The 15,361-nt window shown below is 70.1% G+C and carries 9 protein-coding genes and 2 pseudogenes; 7 read left to right on the top strand and 4 right to left on the bottom strand.

The genetic code is table 11. The features are described from left to right. Positions 1–50 precede the first annotated feature (50 nt). Entirely contained in the window at positions 51–3,164 is a 3,114-nt protein-coding gene (locus Prum_RS03225) for an ATP-binding protein (RefSeq protein WP_173073812.1), read from the bottom strand. 122 nt (positions 3,165–3,286) lie between these two features. Here Prum_RS03225 and Prum_RS03220 point away from each other — a divergent pair, with 122 nt between their 5' ends. The 3 genes and pseudogenes from Prum_RS03220 to Prum_RS03210 all read left to right on the top strand — a co-directional run bounded on the left by Prum_RS03220 (position 3,287) and on the right by Prum_RS03210 (position 6,065). Beyond that, positions 3,287–4,141: a class I SAM-dependent methyltransferase gene (locus Prum_RS03220; RefSeq protein ID WP_173073810.1), complete on the top strand. Its 855-nt coding sequence runs from the start codon at positions 3,287–3,289 to the stop codon at positions 4,139–4,141. Between the two features lie 8 nt (positions 4,142–4,149). After that, positions 4,150–5,120 (top strand): annotated as a pseudogene (locus Prum_RS54865) (carbon-nitrogen hydrolase family protein). A gap of 198 nt (positions 5,121–5,318) precedes the next feature. Then, complete coding sequence (locus Prum_RS03210) at positions 5,319–6,065, top strand: hypothetical protein (RefSeq protein WP_173073809.1); 747 nt, start codon at positions 5,319–5,321, stop codon at positions 6,063–6,065. Positions 6,066–6,100: 35 nt separating this feature from the next. Here the strand turns inward: Prum_RS03210 and Prum_RS03205 are convergent, their stop codons facing one another. From Prum_RS03205 to Prum_RS50770, 3 genes and pseudogenes are all read right to left on the bottom strand, one after another. Continuing rightward, positions 6,101–7,114, bottom strand: coding sequence for a LacI family DNA-binding transcriptional regulator (locus Prum_RS03205; RefSeq protein ID WP_173073807.1), 1,014 nt, complete (start codon positions 7,112–7,114; stop codon positions 6,101–6,103). Positions 7,115–7,185: 71 nt separating this feature from the next. Beyond that, the gene (locus Prum_RS49130; protein WP_218576985.1) at positions 7,186–8,706 is read right to left on the bottom strand and encodes an alpha-L-arabinofuranosidase C-terminal domain-containing protein; all 1,521 of its coding nucleotides are present in this window, start codon (positions 8,704–8,706) and stop codon (positions 7,186–7,188) included. Positions 8,707–9,881: 1,175 nt separating this feature from the next. Then, positions 9,882–10,928: pseudogene (locus Prum_RS50770) on the bottom strand (beta-galactosidase); the annotation flags it as partial. 212 nt (positions 10,929–11,140) lie between these two features. Between Prum_RS50770 and Prum_RS03195 the strand changes: the two are divergent. From Prum_RS03195 to Prum_RS03180, 4 genes are read left to right on the top strand one after another with little or no spacing between them, the layout of a single operon-like run. Then, a complete protein-coding gene (locus tag Prum_RS03195) occupies positions 11,141–12,508 on the top strand; it encodes an ABC transporter substrate-binding protein (RefSeq protein ID WP_173073805.1) in 1,368 nt (455 codons plus the stop codon). A 9-nt stretch (positions 12,509–12,517) separates the two neighbouring features. Next, positions 12,518–13,507 (top strand): carbohydrate ABC transporter permease, encoded by a 990-nt coding sequence (locus tag Prum_RS03190; protein WP_218576984.1) that lies wholly within the window; start codon positions 12,518–12,520, stop codon positions 13,505–13,507. Continuing rightward, positions 13,491–14,321, top strand: a complete 831-nt coding sequence (locus tag Prum_RS03185; protein WP_218576982.1) for a carbohydrate ABC transporter permease — start codon at positions 13,491–13,493, stop codon at positions 14,319–14,321. The genes Prum_RS03190 and Prum_RS03185 overlap by 17 nt, the downstream gene beginning before the upstream one ends. After that, positions 14,318–15,361 carry a LacI family DNA-binding transcriptional regulator gene (locus Prum_RS03180; RefSeq protein WP_173073803.1) on the top strand — a complete coding sequence of 348 codons (1,044 nt, stop codon included), beginning with the start codon at positions 14,318–14,320 and terminating at the stop codon, positions 15,359–15,361. Before Prum_RS03185 ends, Prum_RS03180 begins: the two co-directional genes overlap by 4 nt.

The following is a 15,361-nucleotide window of genomic DNA, read 5'->3' as shown; positions in this document are numbered from 1 at the left end:
GATGGCACACACCCCCGGCCGGTCGCGAACCGGTCAGCGCCGGGGCGGGCTCACGGGGCGGTAGGCACGTCGTACCGGCAGGTGGTGCCGGTGCGGATGGTGCGGTCGAGGTGAGCCCCGAGTTCGGGGTGCGCGTCGGCGATGCGGCGGATGGCGTCCCGGATGCGGGCGGTTACCGCCTTGCGGGCGCGCTCGGCGGTGGTGTTGCCGAACGGGCGAGGGCTGCCGTCCGGTCGAGTGGCCCGACGTAGTTCCGCCAGGAGCTGTTCGCGTTCGTCAGTGGCGTGCTGTTGCCGGGCAAGGTCGGCGTGTGTCTGGGCGGTCTGGAGTTCGTCGTCGAGTTCGGCGAGGCGTCGCCGGTAGGCGATCAGCGCGGCGCGATCGAGTACGGGTTGGTTTGACGGGGCGTGGCCGCTGAGGGACGTGTCGCCACCGGCGAGTTCCAGGGCGGGCAGGTCGGTGCCCGGGTGGGCGATCAGCGCGGCGAGATCGCGCAGTCCCTTGGCATCGCGGATGTACGCGGAGCGGCCGTGGTAGCTGGCCTGCCACAGGTCGCCGACCCGGTGCAGTAGCGGTGCGTCCTGGTCGGGGCCGGTGGGCGCCGACGGTGACGGGTCGCCGAGGTTCGCCAGGGCGTGCTGCGTTTCGGCCTGCCAGGCGCGGGCGCCGAGCCGCCGGTGAGTCTGGAGGGCTTGGCGCAGCCAACGGCGGGCGAGGTCGGGCTGGTCGAGAGCGGCGTGCAGGAGCGCGATCCGATGGGCGTGGGCGCCCATGAAGCAGACGAGGGCGGCATTGACCGCGCAGGTGTCGGCGAGGGGGAGCAGGTCTTCGAGGAGCCGCTGGCACAGTGGCCGGTCCTGGATGGCGATAGCGGCGGTGACCATTTCGCCGACGAAGATCGACCATAGGTAGGAGCGGTCGGTACGCCAGTCTTCCAGCGCGAGGACCGTGTCGAGCTCCCGGTGGGCGGTGTCGAGGTCGCCGGCTCGTGCGTGGAATCCGGCGGCGATGGCGTGCGCGTGTGCGGGTGCGCCGATCCACCAGGCGACCGCCTCGGCCGCCGTCTCTCGCAGTTCACCCGGGTCGTTACGGGCGCGGACCACTTCGAGGCGTTGCGACATGCGCACGTTTCCGGTGTCGCTGTCACCGACCGCCTCACCCAGGCGGGCCGCCTGGGTGGAGAGCCGTTCGCCGGTGGCGATGTCGCCATCGAGCAGCGCGAGCGCGGCCTGCCGGGTGCGCAGCAGGTAGTCGTGGCGCGGCTGGCGTAGTTGCTGGGTGACGTGGGCGTACTCGGCGAAGGTCGCGCGGAAGGCCGCGGAGGCGTTCTCCAGTTGCGCGGTCGCCGAGAGCAGCAGGGCCTGGGCATGCCGTTCCGGGTCGCCGGCGCTCCTGGCCAGGTCGGCGATCTCAGCGGCGATCGCGGCCCGCTCGGTGGCGGTGCCCGGGGTCCACAGGGTGTCGTGCTGCGCCAGCAGACAACTGGCCAGCGCCGCTTGGTCGTCCAGGGTACGGGCGATCGTCACCGCGCGTTCGGCCAGTGGCCGGGCCTGCGGCCGGTCGGCGGGCACGGAGTGTTGCAGCTGGCGGGCCAGCGCCGCGGTCACCGTCGCCTCGGTGGTGGTCCCGGTGCCGTGCAACGCGTCGCGGGCGGTGCTGAGCACGTTGACGAGGTCCGCGCGGGGCATGGCGAAGCGGGCATCGACGCGGTCCAGGCCCAGTGCCGCCGTGCCCAGCAGGTCGGCCTGGCCGGTGGCGGCGGCTCGGGCCCACGCGGTGTCGAGCAGTTCGCGGGCCCGGGCCGCATCGCCGGAGCGCAGTCGCAGGTCCGCCTCGGCGGTGAGTACGCCGACCAGGTCGGTGTCGGCCAGCCGGTGGCCGGCGGCGGCGACCGCCGACCGCAGCCGGGCGAGGTGGCCGGCGGCCTCGGCGAACGCGAACCGGGCGGTGTCGGCTTGCGCGGCCGTATGTGTCCAGGCCGCCGCGGGGGCGGTGCCGGCCGCCGGGATCGCGTTGGTGAAGTGGTGGGCCAGCTCGGCCGCGAATACCTGGCCGCCGCGTTCGTGCCGGTGCAGCAGCGCGGTGGCGACACGGTGGTGCAGGTCCAAGCGCCGCTGCGGGGTGAGGGCCGCGTAGATCGTTTCCCGGTACAGGTCATGGACGAACCGCACCGTGCCGTCGTCGCCGGCTGCGGCGAGGATACCGGCCGCCGTCGCTTCGACCGCCAGCGCCGCCACCCGGGTCGTGTCGTCGCCGGTCACCTCGGCGAGCACGTCGGGCAACAGAGTCCGGCCGGCCACCGCCGCCGCGTCGAGCAGCGCGGCACACCGGGTGCTCAGCCGGGCCAGCCGCCGGCCGATCGCATCCCGTACCGCCACCGGTACGTCCTTCGCGGCGCCGGTCGTCGCCAGGAGCTGGCACAGCTCGCGGGCGTAGAACGGGTGCCCGCCGCTGCGCTCGTGCACGATCCGCACCCACTGCTCCGGCCCTTCCGTACCGGTGACCGCCCGAACCAGGTCGGCCACCTCGCCGGCGGACAACCCCTGCAGTGACACCAGCTCCGCAATGCTGGCCAGGTCAGCCAGGGCAGTGGTGGCGCCGGTTGCCGGCTCGTCCGGCCGGTAGGCGCCGACCAGCAGTAGCGCGCCCTGCTGCGGCTGGCGCGCCACGAACCGCAGAAGATCCACAGTGGACGGATCGGCCCACTGGAGGTCGTCGAGGACGACCACGACCGGGGTGTGCGAGGTGGCTCGACGCAGCAACTGCGCGGCCGCGTCGAGGACCCGGATCCGGCCCTCGGTGCCGGCGCCGCTCGCGGCAGGTGTGTCGGGGACCAGCTCCGGCACGATGGCCGCCAGCTCGGGGCCGGCCGTGCTGGCGAGGTCGCCGTGCTGCCCGAGCAACGCCCGCAGCGCCTGGGTCCACGGCCACCACGCCGGGGCTTGGTCGCTGTCCCAGCACGTACCCCAGACGATCGTGCCGCCCGCGGCGGTGACCTGATCGGTGAACCGCGTGAGCAGGGTGGTCTTGCCGATCCCCGCCTCACCGGTAACCAGCACCAGCCCCGCCCAGCGGGGTGCCGGGCCGGCCGGCCTCGCGGTGAGGCTCAGGTAGGCGGCGGTCAGCCGGGCCAGCGGCTCGGTACGACCGACGAAGGCGGGCATTCCGGCATTGTCTCCCAGCCGGCGGACGGCTCGGCGGGAATCGCCAGGCGGTTTCTGGCGGAAGCCACGCCTGTTCTGGCGCGTACCCAGTATCAGCGTGTGTATCCGCCTTGGGGGGCTCCGTGACCAGCACATTCGATCCGCGACAGTACAAGATCACAACCCGGGCGCAGTGGGAGGACGCCGCCGAGGCGTGGCACCGGTGGGGCCAGGTCATCGAGGACTGGCTCGGCCAAGCCACGCGGCAGATGCTCGACGCGGCCGGGCTCACCGCCGGAAGCCGGGTCCTCGACGTGGCCGCCGGCGCCGGCGGGCAGAGCCTGGCGGCCGCGCGGCGGGTTGGCCCCACCGGCAGCGTGCTGGCCACCGACATTTCCCCGGCCATCCTCGAGTACGCGGCAAAGGCCGCCACCGACGCCGGCCTGGCCAACCTCACCACCCGCGAACTCGACGGCGAACACCTCGACGTGGACGATGGTGGCTTCGACGCGGTCATCTCCCGGGTCGGGCTGATCTACTTTCCGGACCAGCAGGCCGCCCTGGCGGGCATGCGCGCCGCGCTACGCCCCGGCGGGCGGCTGTCCGCGGTGGTCTACTCCACCGCGGACCGCAATGGGTTCTTCGCCATCCCGGTCGGGATCATCCGCCGCCGCGCCCAACTGCCACCGCCGGCGCCCGGCCAGCCGGGCCCGTTCAGCCTCGGCACCCCCGGCGTCGCCGAACAGATCCTGGCCACCGCCGGCTTCCGGGACATCGCGGTCGAGGCCGTCGCGTCGCCGCTGCGGATGGGCAGCGCGGCCGACTGCGTACGGTTCGAGCGGGAGTCGTTCGGGGCGCTGCACCAGATGCTGTCCAGCCTGACCGAACCCGACCGGCAGGCCGCCTGGGCCGAGATCGCCCAGGCCCTCGCCCAGTTCGAGGGGCCGGACGGGTTCGTCGGTCCGTGCGAGATGCTCGTCATCTCCGCCACCCGGTGAGGCGCGCGATGACCACCGTGAAGGTCGCGGCCGTGCAGGCGGCGTACACCCTGATGGACCAGGATGCCTGCCTGGGCAAGGCCGTCGACCTGCTGCACCAGGCGGCCGCCGCGGGCGCCGGGATCGTGGTGTTCCCGGAGGTCTTCATCCCCGGCACGCCGATCTGGATCGACGCTCAGCCAATCTGGGACGGCGACGGCGACTGGTACGCGCTGCTGGTCGACCAAGCCGTCGTCGTGCCCGGCCCGGTCACCGAAACCCTCGGCGCGGCCGCCCGCGACACCGGCACCTACCTCGTGATCGGCGTGGACGAACGCGAACCGCACGGCGCCACGATCTACAACACCACCCTGTACTTCGGCCCGAAGGCGCGCTGCTCGGCAAGCACCGCAAGCTGATGCCCACCGGCTCCGAACGCACCGTGTGGGGCATGGGCGACGGCTCGACCCTGCCCGTCGTCGACACCCCAAACGGCCGGCTCTCCGGGTTGACCTGCTGGGAGAACTACATGCCGCTGACCCGCTTCTACCTTTACAGCCAGGGCGTCGACATCTGGACCGCACCCACGCTCGCCACCGGCGACGGCTGGATCGCGGCGATGCGGCACATCGCCCTGGAAGGCCGCTGCTACGTCATCGGCGTCAACCCCTGCGTACACGTCGACCAGATCCCGACCGGCTTCCCGCACCGCGACCGGGTCTGGCGCACGGAACATGACGCCGAATGGGTGGAGCCCGGCAACAGCGTCATCATCGACCCCACCGGAAAGGTCCTCGCCGGGCCGGCCCGGCACGAGGAAACCATTCTGTACGCCGACGTCGACCTCGCCGCCGTCCGAGCCGCCCGCCGCTACTTCGATCCAGTCGGCCACTACCACCGGCCCGACATCTTCCAACTGTCCGTCGACACCCGACCCGTCCCCGGTCGTCGTGCCTATGGAAATTTTGAGGTGAGGTTCAGGTTCAGGATCGAGTTCTGAGCTACCGCGACGCCCGCCGCGGTCCAGGCCGTCGCTCCCGCAGCCGCACCCTCCGCGTCCCACAACCCACAACGGCGCGCTACCGGAACGGGGTTTTCGACGGGCGAACGTCCTGTGTGGAAATCGGTTAGAGTCGCGGAAGAGGGTCCTCGTGGTAGTCGTTGTTTTTCGTGGCAATGATCTTACAGATTGGTGACCATGGACAGGTCGGTACAGCCTGATGGTTGGTACGAGGCGCTCAGCCAGGGTTTCGAGATACTGCTCGATCGCCCGCTGGAGGAGTTCCCGGAAGCCGCCTATGCGGCGTACTACCTCTGCAACGACCTGTCCATCGAGCTGTTCAAGGCGGGCTTCGATGTCGCGCCGCTCGCCCGTGGCGACATTGTCCGGTCGCCGTTCACCGCGATCCCGGAGCTGGGGAAGCTCTTGGAGGGTTGGGACCTGGACGTTCCATATTGGAGTATCGACCTCGGTGAGTCGATCTTCGAGGCATCGGTGGTCGATGGCGGTGCGAACCATGGCGTGCCCGAACTCGACTCCCCGCTCCGCGGCCGGGACCTCGGCAGGATCCTCACCGAGCGGGGCCTGTCCCCACAGGACGTCTACCGGACATTCCTTGACATCCAGTTCCGGGCACACACCGATGGGTCGTTGTTCGACGCCATGCGGTTCGTCACCGGCACCCACCGTGGCCCTGAGCATCTGCCGGAATACGATCCGAACTGGGGCGTCGACCCGTCCTGGGACGCAAAACTGGCCGCCGTGGAGCATCCTGGACTTCGGGATGCCCTCCGCGAAATCTGCCGTACCGAGGACAGCGCCCGCAGCTACGGCGCGTATTACCGCGGTGCCAGGGCGGTGTATTCCGCGGACCCCCGCCACGTCGTGACCAGTTGGCGGATCGGCGAGGGCCAAGCCTGGAAACTGGTCGTCCAGCTGCCCTAGCGTTCCGATGCGACGAGGTCGTCGGCGATCTCGGGCTAGCGGATGTCCACCGGGGCTGTCGTCGTGTCGCGGAGGATGAGTTTCGTGGGCAGGCGAATGTCGTCGGTCGGCAGTGGCTGGTTCGCGATGAGCGACAGCAGCGCCCGGGCGCCGGCTCTGCCCATGTCCCGCAAAGGCTGCCGCACCGTCGTCAACGGTGGGACGCTGTGAGCCGCCTGCGGCAGGTCGTCGAAGCCGACAATCGACAGGTCGTCCGGTATGGACAGTCCGAGTTCCTGGGCGGCATCGAACGCGCCCAAGGCGATCAGGTCCGCGCCGGCGACGATCGCGGTCGGACGCTGCGTGGTCAGCAACTGCGTGGCCGCGTGTACGCCGCCTTGGCGGTTGAAGTTCGACGAGGCCACCAGTGCGGGCTCCGGCTGGAGGCCGGCCAGGAGCAGGGCGTCGGCATAGCCGCGGAAGCGCCGCTCGGTGCTCTCGTGGTCTTCCTCCCCGCGGATGTAGGCGATCCGCCGATGGCCTAGCTCCAGCAGGTGCTGGGTGCCGGCCCGCACACCCTCGTAGTTGTCGACCATCACGCGCGGCAGGTCCATGTCGAGCCGCCGAGGATCGATGACGACGACCGGAAGCTCGCCCGCCTGGACCTCCTGCATCGTCTCCGGTTCCAGCACGGGGGCGATCAGCAGCAGACCGTCGACCAGACCGTTAGCCAGGAACGCGATGCGGTCACGCTCGCGGATGGCGTCGACGGAGGCGTTCAGCAGCAGCTCGCGTTCGTCGTCGGCGATCTCCTCGGCGATCCCTCGTACGATCTCGAGGCTGTATTCCCCGGTGAGGTCCAGGGTGAGGACGCCGACCAGGCCGGTGCGTCCCCGCTTGCCGTTGCGGGTGCTGGGCGGGGTGTACCCGAGCCGTTCCGCGACCTCCAGGACGCGCTGTCGGGTCGACTCGGACGCGCCCGGGCGCGAGTTGATGACGTTCGACACCGTCATGGCCGACACGCCGGCTTCTGCGGCGACCTGAGCGATGGTGACTCTCGGGGCAGGCATGATCATCGTCCGTGTCGGGTCGGTGGTGTGCTCGATCGTATAACCGGCCCGGTTGTGCTGTCGCCGGGACATCAGACAAGGGGGAGCTTGACGGTAACGAAGGCGTGCGGCGGAAGCTGTACCCGCAGCAGGCTGCCCTCGATCCGAGCTTCGTCCAGCGGCTCGGGGCGTACCGCATGCGGATCTTGAGGGGTGTTGTGCGCGTTGAGCGCATCGGCGGTGAGCACGGCCGCGGTCGGGGCGCCGACGCGCGCGCCGCGCAGGTCGAGCTCGACGTCCAGGCCGCCCTCGGCGTCGAGGTTGGTCAGCGAGATCAGCACGTGCCCGTCCTTGCGGCTGGCGGTGGCGGAGAAGGTCGACAGGTCGGTGTGCGCGACACGGCGCACGGGCGCGGGCCGTGGCAGCCGTACGGCCAGTGACTCGGCGTCCTGATGGCCGGAGTTCATGGCGAAGACGTGGTAGCTGGGCGTCCGGACGAGCGCCTCGCCGTCGGTCAGCAGCATGGCCTGCAGGACGTTGATCGTCTGCGCGATGTTGGCCATGACGAGGCGGTCGGCGTGCCGGTGGAAGGCGTCGAAGTGCAGGCTGGCGACCAGCGCGTCCCGCAGCGTGTTCTGCTGGAACAGAAAGCCGGGGTGGGTGCCCGGCTCGACGTCGAACCAGGTGCCCCACTCGTCCAGGACGAGACCGACGGTCTTGTCCGGGTCGTACGCGTCCATGATCCGGGCGTGTCCGGCCAGGATCTGGTCCACCTCGGCCGCCTGGGCCATCGTCCAGTAGTACTCCTCGAGGTCGAACTCCGTGGCGCTGCCCTTGTGCTCCCAGGAGCCGGGGACCGTGTAGTGGTGGAAGGAGATCGCCTGGAAGGTGGGTGTGCGGTCGGCGGGGGCGGCGCCGGATCCGGCGGTGCGACCCAGCGCCTTCATCAACACCTCGGTCCAGTGGTAGTTGTCGCTGGAGCCACCCGCGGCGATCCGGTAGAGCCGGTTGCCGCTGTGGTCGCGGCTGTAGGTGCCGAAGACGCGGGCGAGGTCGGCGTACGCCTCGGCGCGCATCCCGCCGCCGCAGCCCCACGGTTCGTTGCCCAGACCCCAGAACCGCACCCGCCACGGCTCGTCGCGGCCGTTCACGCGGCGCAGCGCCGCCATCGGGCTGTCGTCGCCGCGGGTGAGGTACTCCGCCCACTCGCTTGCCTCGCGGACGCTGCCGCTGCCGACGTTGACCGAGACGTACGGCTCGGCGCCGAGCAGTTCGCACAGCGCCATGAACTCGTGGGTGCCGAAGCTGTTGTCCTCCACGATGTCGCCCCAGTGGCTGTTGACCATCCGCGGGCGTTGCGCGCGCGGGCCGATCCCGTCGCGCCAGTGGTACTCGTCGGCGAAGCAGCCGCCGGGCCAGCGCAGGTTCGGGATGGCGATGGCTCGCAGCGCCTGCACGACGTCGAGCCGGATGCCGCCCTCGTTGGGGATGGGGGAGTCCTCGCCGACGAAGAACCCGCCGTAGATGCAGCGGCCGAGGTGCTCGGCGAAGTGGCCGTAGACGTGCCGGTTGATGCGGGGTCCGGGCAGGTCGACGTCGATGACGCCGCGCACCGTGGCCGGGTCGGGCCGCGCGGTGCGGGCCTCGGTCGCGGGGTGGGCTCGCGCCACGTGCGCTGGGCCTCGACCCGTACGGCGTCGATGGCGAGGAGTTGCCCGCGGCTGCCGGCGGCGCGCTCGGCCGCGTCGGCGGGCAGGTGGACGGGCGAGTCCGCGGACAGGGGTAGGACGTGCAGGGTGAGCGTGGAGGTGGGCCGGTAGTCGGCGTCGCGGAGGCTGACGAGCCAGGCGGAGCCGTCCCAGAAGCGGTCGGTGACGGTGCGGCCGTCGACCCGTAGCTGTGCCACGTCCCCGGCCCAGTCGATTCGCAGCAGGGCATCCCGATCCGGGTCGGCGGCCCAGGCCGGCAGCTGTAGTTCGCATATCGCGGCCAGCTCGTCGAACGCGGCGGTCGAGGGTGCGGACTGCCGGGTGTCCCGCTTGCCGTAGATCGCGGGGACGGCATGGTGCGCCGGCCGGTGCAGCGTCACGGGCACGTCGGCGGCGGCGGGGGCGTCGCCCTGCAGGGGCAGTGGCCGGAATTCGCGCCGCACCGGGTCGTAGACCCGCACGTCCGGCGCGGGGCGGGTGGTGCGGGCGGTGACGCGTCCGTCGGCGCCCCAGGCGAGATCGTCGTCGGACAGCAGCAGCCGGCGACCGCCTTCGACCCAAGCGGCATCGGCGTCCGTCGCAGACAGCACAAGCACATCGAGTACGCGCGAACCGTCGCTGAGCCGCAGCGGTTCCCGGCCGGGCTGAACGGCTTGCGGGGCTTGACCGGCGACGGCGAGCTCCACCGGGATCCCCGGTTCGGCGCAGAGCACCACGGTCGGGACCGGGCCCGGCAGCAGGGTCAGCGCGGAGGCGGTGGCCCAGTCGATGCGTACGCCCTGCACGTCCAGCGCGATCGGCCAACGAGCCAGCGTGCCGGCGGGGATGTCGACGGGCTTGGACGGAAGCAGGAACTGCTCGGTTTCGAGCGTCACCTGGAACTGGGCGCCTTGGTACGTCGGCAGCGTGACGTGCGGCTGGTGCCAGGCCAGGAAGAGGAAGCCGCTGCCGCCGTCGCTGCGCAGCGCCCAGCGCAGCGTCGTGGTGTCGTCCACGCCCTCGGGCCGTACCTGCGGCAGGCTGCTGGGCATGTCCGCCAGGCGCGACCCGAAGGCGGCCAGGAAGGCGTGCTGCCGGCGCAGCCCGGCGTGGGTGGGGGAGAGTGCGCCGGCTTCGCCGATCGGGGCGTGGAAGTCGTAGCTCAGCTCCGGCATGTCGTTCGGGTAGCCGGTGGCGTGGGACTCCTGGGTACCGGGCGGGTTGGTACCGCCGGAGTACATGTAGTAGCCCTGCCACGCCGACCCGTTGCCGATCTTGCAATGCGCCACGGCGGCAATGTCCAAAGCGGAGGGTCGGGGCCGGCGGTGGTACGCCGTGGCCATGCCACCGCCGAGCTCGCAGGTGGCCGGCGGGAACAGCTCCGACACCTCGTGCGTCGAGGCCGTTTCGGTGCGCAGGTCCGCGCCGATGCCCGGGTCGTCCCACGTGTGCGAGAAGAAGAAGTGCTCCCGGAAGGACGGATCCCAGGGCGCGTCGGCGTCGACCCAGAAGCCGTCGCCGTAGCCGCCGTACAGCGGCATGATCTGCTCCGCGGGCAGCTGCGCACCGCCCCACGCCGTGGCTGTCCACAGTGGAGCGGACATCCCCGCCTCGCGCGCCAGGCGTTTGAGGGTCAGCAGGTGACCCGGCTGGTCGTAGAGTTCGTTGTCCAGCTGGATGGCGAGGACGTTGGCCGGCGTACACCGCCCGGCCAGTGCCGCGCCGAGCTGGCCGAACCATTCACCCACCAGTTCCAGGTACGCGGGGTCGTCGCTGCGGTGAACGAGGGGCGCTTGCTGTACCCAGTCGGGGAAGCCGCCGTTGCGAAGCTCGCCGTGGACCCAGGGTCCGATGCGCAGCACGACCTCCATGCCGGTCGCGCGGCACAGATCCACGAACGCGGCGACGTCGAGGTTGCCCTCGAAGCGCGGCGCCCCTCGGCGCGGTACGTGATGTATCCAAGGCACGTAGCTGGAGACCACGGTGATGCCGCCCGAGCGCATCAGTCGCAGCCGCTGGTCCCACCGTTCCCTGGGCACCCGGCTGTAGTGCAGCTCCCCGGAGATCGGGATCCAGGGTTGCCCGTCTCGGCGCAGGAAGCGGCTGGTCAGCGACAGGCCGGGCCGCACGTCCTCGTCGTTGCCCATCCGCGGGGCCCACTGCGGCGCCGGCCAGGGGCGCGAGCGGATGGCAAGCATGGATTCTCCTCGTCGTCGGAGCCTCACCGTACAACTTTATAAAGTTACTTTGAAGGGCTTGACAACAGTACTTTAGCGGCGCACCGTGGCTGCACTGTGAGCGCTCACAGTTGTTTCGTGCCGGTAAACCTCGCTGTCGCGGCGAGGGGAAGGAGCACATAATGCCCGACGGACCTACGCCGGGGCTGTTCAGCCGCCGTCGCTTCCTGGCCGGATCGGCGCTGGTGGCGGGCGGCGCGGTGACCGCGCCGTTGCTCAGCGCCTGTGACGCCGGCACCTCTGGCTCCGGCGACAGCGGCGGCGGCACGACCACCCTCACCGTCATGTACGCGAGCAACGAGCTCACCAAGGAACACATAGCCGACTTCGAGAGCAAAAACCCCGGCATCAAGATCACTCTTATCGAGAACGACGACACCCGGCTCAACGCGATGCTGGCCGCGGGCAACCCGCCGGACTTCGTTCGCGGCGCGGCGGTCGGCAGCGCCAACAACAACGCCCGGGGTCTGGCCGCCAGCCTCGACCCGTATTTGGACAAGAGCTCGGTGCTGAAGAAGGACGACCTGCTGCCGGTCAACGACAGCTGGCGGTGGGACGGTAAGCAGATCGGCGCCGGTCCGTACTACGGGATCACCAAGGACTGGAGCCAGGACGCCACCCTCTGGTACAACCGAGCGCTGTTCGCGCAGGCGAAGGTCGAGCCTCTGAGCACCACCGAGCCGGTGACCTACGACCAACTGCTGGAGATCGCCCGCAAGCTGACCGTGGAGAAGGACGGCAAGACCGTCGTGTACGGCTTGGGCATCGAGTGGCAATGGGGCCTGTACGGGCCGCTGTGCTCGATGATCCTGTCCCAGGGCGGCAGCCTCTACAACGACGACCTCACCCAGACCGATCTGACCACCCCACAAGCGAAGCGGGCCCTGCGATGGCTCGTCGACCTGGCCCAGTCCGGCGCGGCGCCGTCCTCCCTCAGCCCGCTGGCCGACGGGGCGGACCTGTCCACGTTCATGGCCAAGCGGATGGCCATCAGCCAGGACGGCTACTGGTACGGCGGCAACTTCGTCGAGGCCGCCGCCGACCTGAAGGCCAACATCCGGATGGCGCCCGCCCCGGTGATGGGTGACAAGCGGGTCAGCCCGTGCTACGCCGGCCAAGGTGCGTGGATCCCGGCCAAGTCGAAGAACAAGGACGCCGCCTGGAAGCTCATGGAGTACTTCATGGCCGGGTCGCCGGCGCAGGAGCGGGCCAAGAGCGGGTGGGGCATGCCGGCCCTCAAATCGCTGCTGCCGCTGATGCCGCAGGAGCTGCCGTACCAGCAGGAGGCGTTCCAGACGGCCCAGGCCGAGCTGGCCCACAACGTGCCGCTGCCCGACTCGCCGTACGTCACCATCGGCAACTGGATCACCAGCCTGAACCAGTACGTCGACCAGGCGGCGCGCAAGAAGATCACCCTGGACGTCGCGGCTCAGAAGATCACCGACGACGTCAACAAGCTGCTCAAGCAGGGCAAGGACCGGATCGGATAGGTGGCCGACGTGGTTGTCGAAAAGGTACGGGGGGCGGCGCCGGCCGGGGCGCTGCCCGCCGGCCGGGACGCACCGCGGCCAGGGCGGCGGTGGTCGCGCTACTCCGGCCGCACCTTCTACCTGTTCGTATCGCCCTGGGTGCTCGGCTTTCTGCTGCTCACGGTCGTGCCACTCGGGTACGCGTTCGCGATGAGCCTGACCAACTTCGACGGCAGCTCGTCGTTGTGGCGATGGGTCGGCCTGAGCAACTACCGGGAGCTGCTGCACGACTCGGCGGCGTGGTCGAGCCTGGCCCGCACGCTCGTCTACACCGCGATCGTGGTGCCGCTGAGCGTGGCGGTCGCGCTGGGCCTGGCGGTGCTGCTGAACAGGCGGCTGCGGGCCGTCGGGCTGTTCCGGACCGTCTTCTTCCTGCCGTCCGTGGTGCCGGTGGTAGCGACGGCGATCATGTGGAAGCTCGTCTTCAACCGTGACGCCGGGCTGCTCAACGCGATCCTGGAGCGGCTGGGGCTCGGCACGGTCACCTGGCTGGTGGACCCGACCGCCTTCTACGCGCTGATCATCCTGACGCTGTGGGGCCTGGGCGGCGGGATGGTGATCATGCTGGCCGCGCTGCAAGGTGTGCCGGTCGAGTTGGAGGAGGCGGCGGTCGTCGACGGGGCCAGCCGCTGGCGGGTGTTCTGGCACGTGACCGTGCCGATGATCTCGCCGGTGATCTTCTTCCAGGTGGTCACCGGGGTGATCATGTCGTTTCAGGTACTGGTGCAGCCGCTGCTGCTGGCGGAGACGAACAGCATTGGCGCGGTGACCAACGTGCCGCCCAGCACCCACCTGTACATGGTCCAGGTGTATCAGGAGTACTTCGCCAACCAGCGGTTCGGGTACGGCTCGGCGATGTTGTGGGTGTTCTTCGTGATCATTCTGATCATCACGCTGCTGGTGCAGCGCTCCAGCCGGTTCTGGGTGTACTACGAGGTGGATCGTGACCAGAAGGACTGACCGCGCTGGCGGCACCTACCTGCTTCTCATGACGCTGGCCGTGCTGTTCGCCGGACCCTTCGTCTGGCTGGTGCTGGGCGCGTTGAAGAAGCAGTCCGAGTGGGTCGCGATCCCGATCCACTTCCTGCCGGAGGCTCCACAGTGGAGCAACTTCACCGAGGCGTTCACCCGGATCAACTTTCTGGCCTACACCGGAAACTCGCTGTTCTTGTCCGCCACGTACGCCGTCCTGGTCACGTTCTCCAGCGCCGCGGTCGGGTTCGGCTTCGCCCGGTTGAAGGGCCCCGGCAAGCGCCCCCTGTTCGTGGTGCTGCTCTCCACGATGATGCTGCCCAGCATCCTCACGCTGATCCCGACGTACGTGCTGTACGCGCGGCTGGGCCTGGTCAACACGTACTGGCCCTGGGTGCTGTGGGGGCTGGCCGCCTCGCCGTACCTGGTGTTCCTGTTCCGGCAGTTCTTCGCGGCCATCCCCAAGGACCTGGAGGACGCCGCGATCATCGACGGCTGCGGATACGGGCGCATCTTCGTGCGCATCTTCCTGCCGCTGTCCCGGCCGGTGCTGCTCACCTCGTTCCTGCTCTCGTTCACCTGGATCTGGGGCGACTACCTCGCCCCGGCCCTGCTGCTGGACATCGACCACACCACGCTGTCGGTGGCGATCACCCAGGCATACCGGGACCCGCACGGCAACTACATCCCCACCGTGCAGGCCGCCGCCGCCGCGCTCTACGTCGTACCCGTGATGTTGATCTTCTTCTTCACCCAGCGCTACTTCGTGCGCAGCGTCGTGATGTCGGGGGTCAAGGGATGAGCGCCGCGGAGTCGCCGCACCCGTCCTCCGGGGCCCGACCGCGGCGGCCGCGGCCGCCGACCATGAATGATGTGGCGGCGATGGCCGGGGTTTCTCGTGGCACGGTGTCCCGAGCGTTGAACGGCGGGCACAACGTCAGTCCGGCCGCGCAGGAGGCGATCCGCAAGGCGATCAGCAAGACCGGGTACGTGGTCAACCAGCACGCTCGTAGCCTGGCCACCCAGCGCGCGCACTCCGTGGCGTTCATCCTGTCCGAGTCGCCGGACGCCTTTTTCGAGGATCCCAACTACAGCGTGCTGCTGCGTGGCTGTGCGCAGGCGCTGGCGATCCATGACATGACCCTGTTGCTGACCATCGCGGGCACCGCCGAGGACAGCAAGCGGATCAGTCGCTATGTCACGGCAGGTCACGTGGATGGAGCGTTGCTGGTCTCCACGCACGCCGGCAGCCCGTTGTTCGACGAACTGAACGCGCGGGGCGTGCCGGTGGTGGCTTGCGGCAAGCCGCTGGGCCACGAGCGGGACGTCAGCTACGTGGCGATCGATGACCGGGACGGCGCCCGGAGGATGGTCCGACACCTGCGCTCGCGCGGGCGGCAGCGGATCGCCACCATCACCGGTCCGCTGGACCTGCCCGGCGGCGTGGACCGGCTGGCCGGCTACCACGACGTACTCGGCCAGACCGATCCCCGGCTGATCGCCACCGGCGACTACACGCAGGCGTCCGGCGAGGCGGCGATGCAACGACTGCTGTACGAGGTGCCAGACCTGGACGCGGTGTTCGTGGCCTCGGATCTGATGGCCGCCGGAGCGCTGACAGCGCTGAGACGCGCCGGCCGCCGGGTTCCGGACGACGTGGCCGTGGGAGGTTTCGACGATTCCAAGGTCGCGACGGCCACCACACCGAAGCTGACCACGATCCGCCAACCCTGGGCGCGGCAGAGCGCCGAGATGGCAAGGCTGCTGCTTGCCCTGATCGACGGCGAGCAACCGGCCGCCGTCGTCCTGCCCGCTGAGCTCGTCGCGCGCGACTCGACCTGA

It is taken from the genome of Phytohabitans rumicis, assembly GCF_011764445.1.
GTDB classification, from domain to species: domain Bacteria; phylum Actinomycetota; class Actinomycetes; order Mycobacteriales; family Micromonosporaceae; genus Phytohabitans; species Phytohabitans rumicis.
This window is presented reverse-complemented; position numbering and strand designations above follow the sequence as displayed.

Coding starts and splice junctions, on each gene's coding strand:
- Prum_RS03225 (WP_173073812.1), bottom strand. CDS start 3,164: ATGCCCGCCTTCGTCGGTCGTACCGAGCCGCTGGCCCGGCTGACCGCC.
- Prum_RS03210 (WP_173073809.1), top strand. CDS start 5,319: ATGGACAGGTCGGTACAGCCTGATGGTTGGTACGAGGCGCTCAGCCAG.
- Prum_RS03205 (WP_173073807.1), bottom strand. CDS start 7,114: ATGCCTGCCCCGAGAGTCACCATCGCTCAGGTCGCCGCAGAAGCCGGC.
- Prum_RS03195 (WP_173073805.1), top strand. CDS start 11,141: ATGCCCGACGGACCTACGCCGGGGCTGTTCAGCCGCCGTCGCTTCCTG.
- Prum_RS03180 (WP_173073803.1), top strand. CDS start 14,318: ATGAGCGCCGCGGAGTCGCCGCACCCGTCCTCCGGGGCCCGACCGCGG.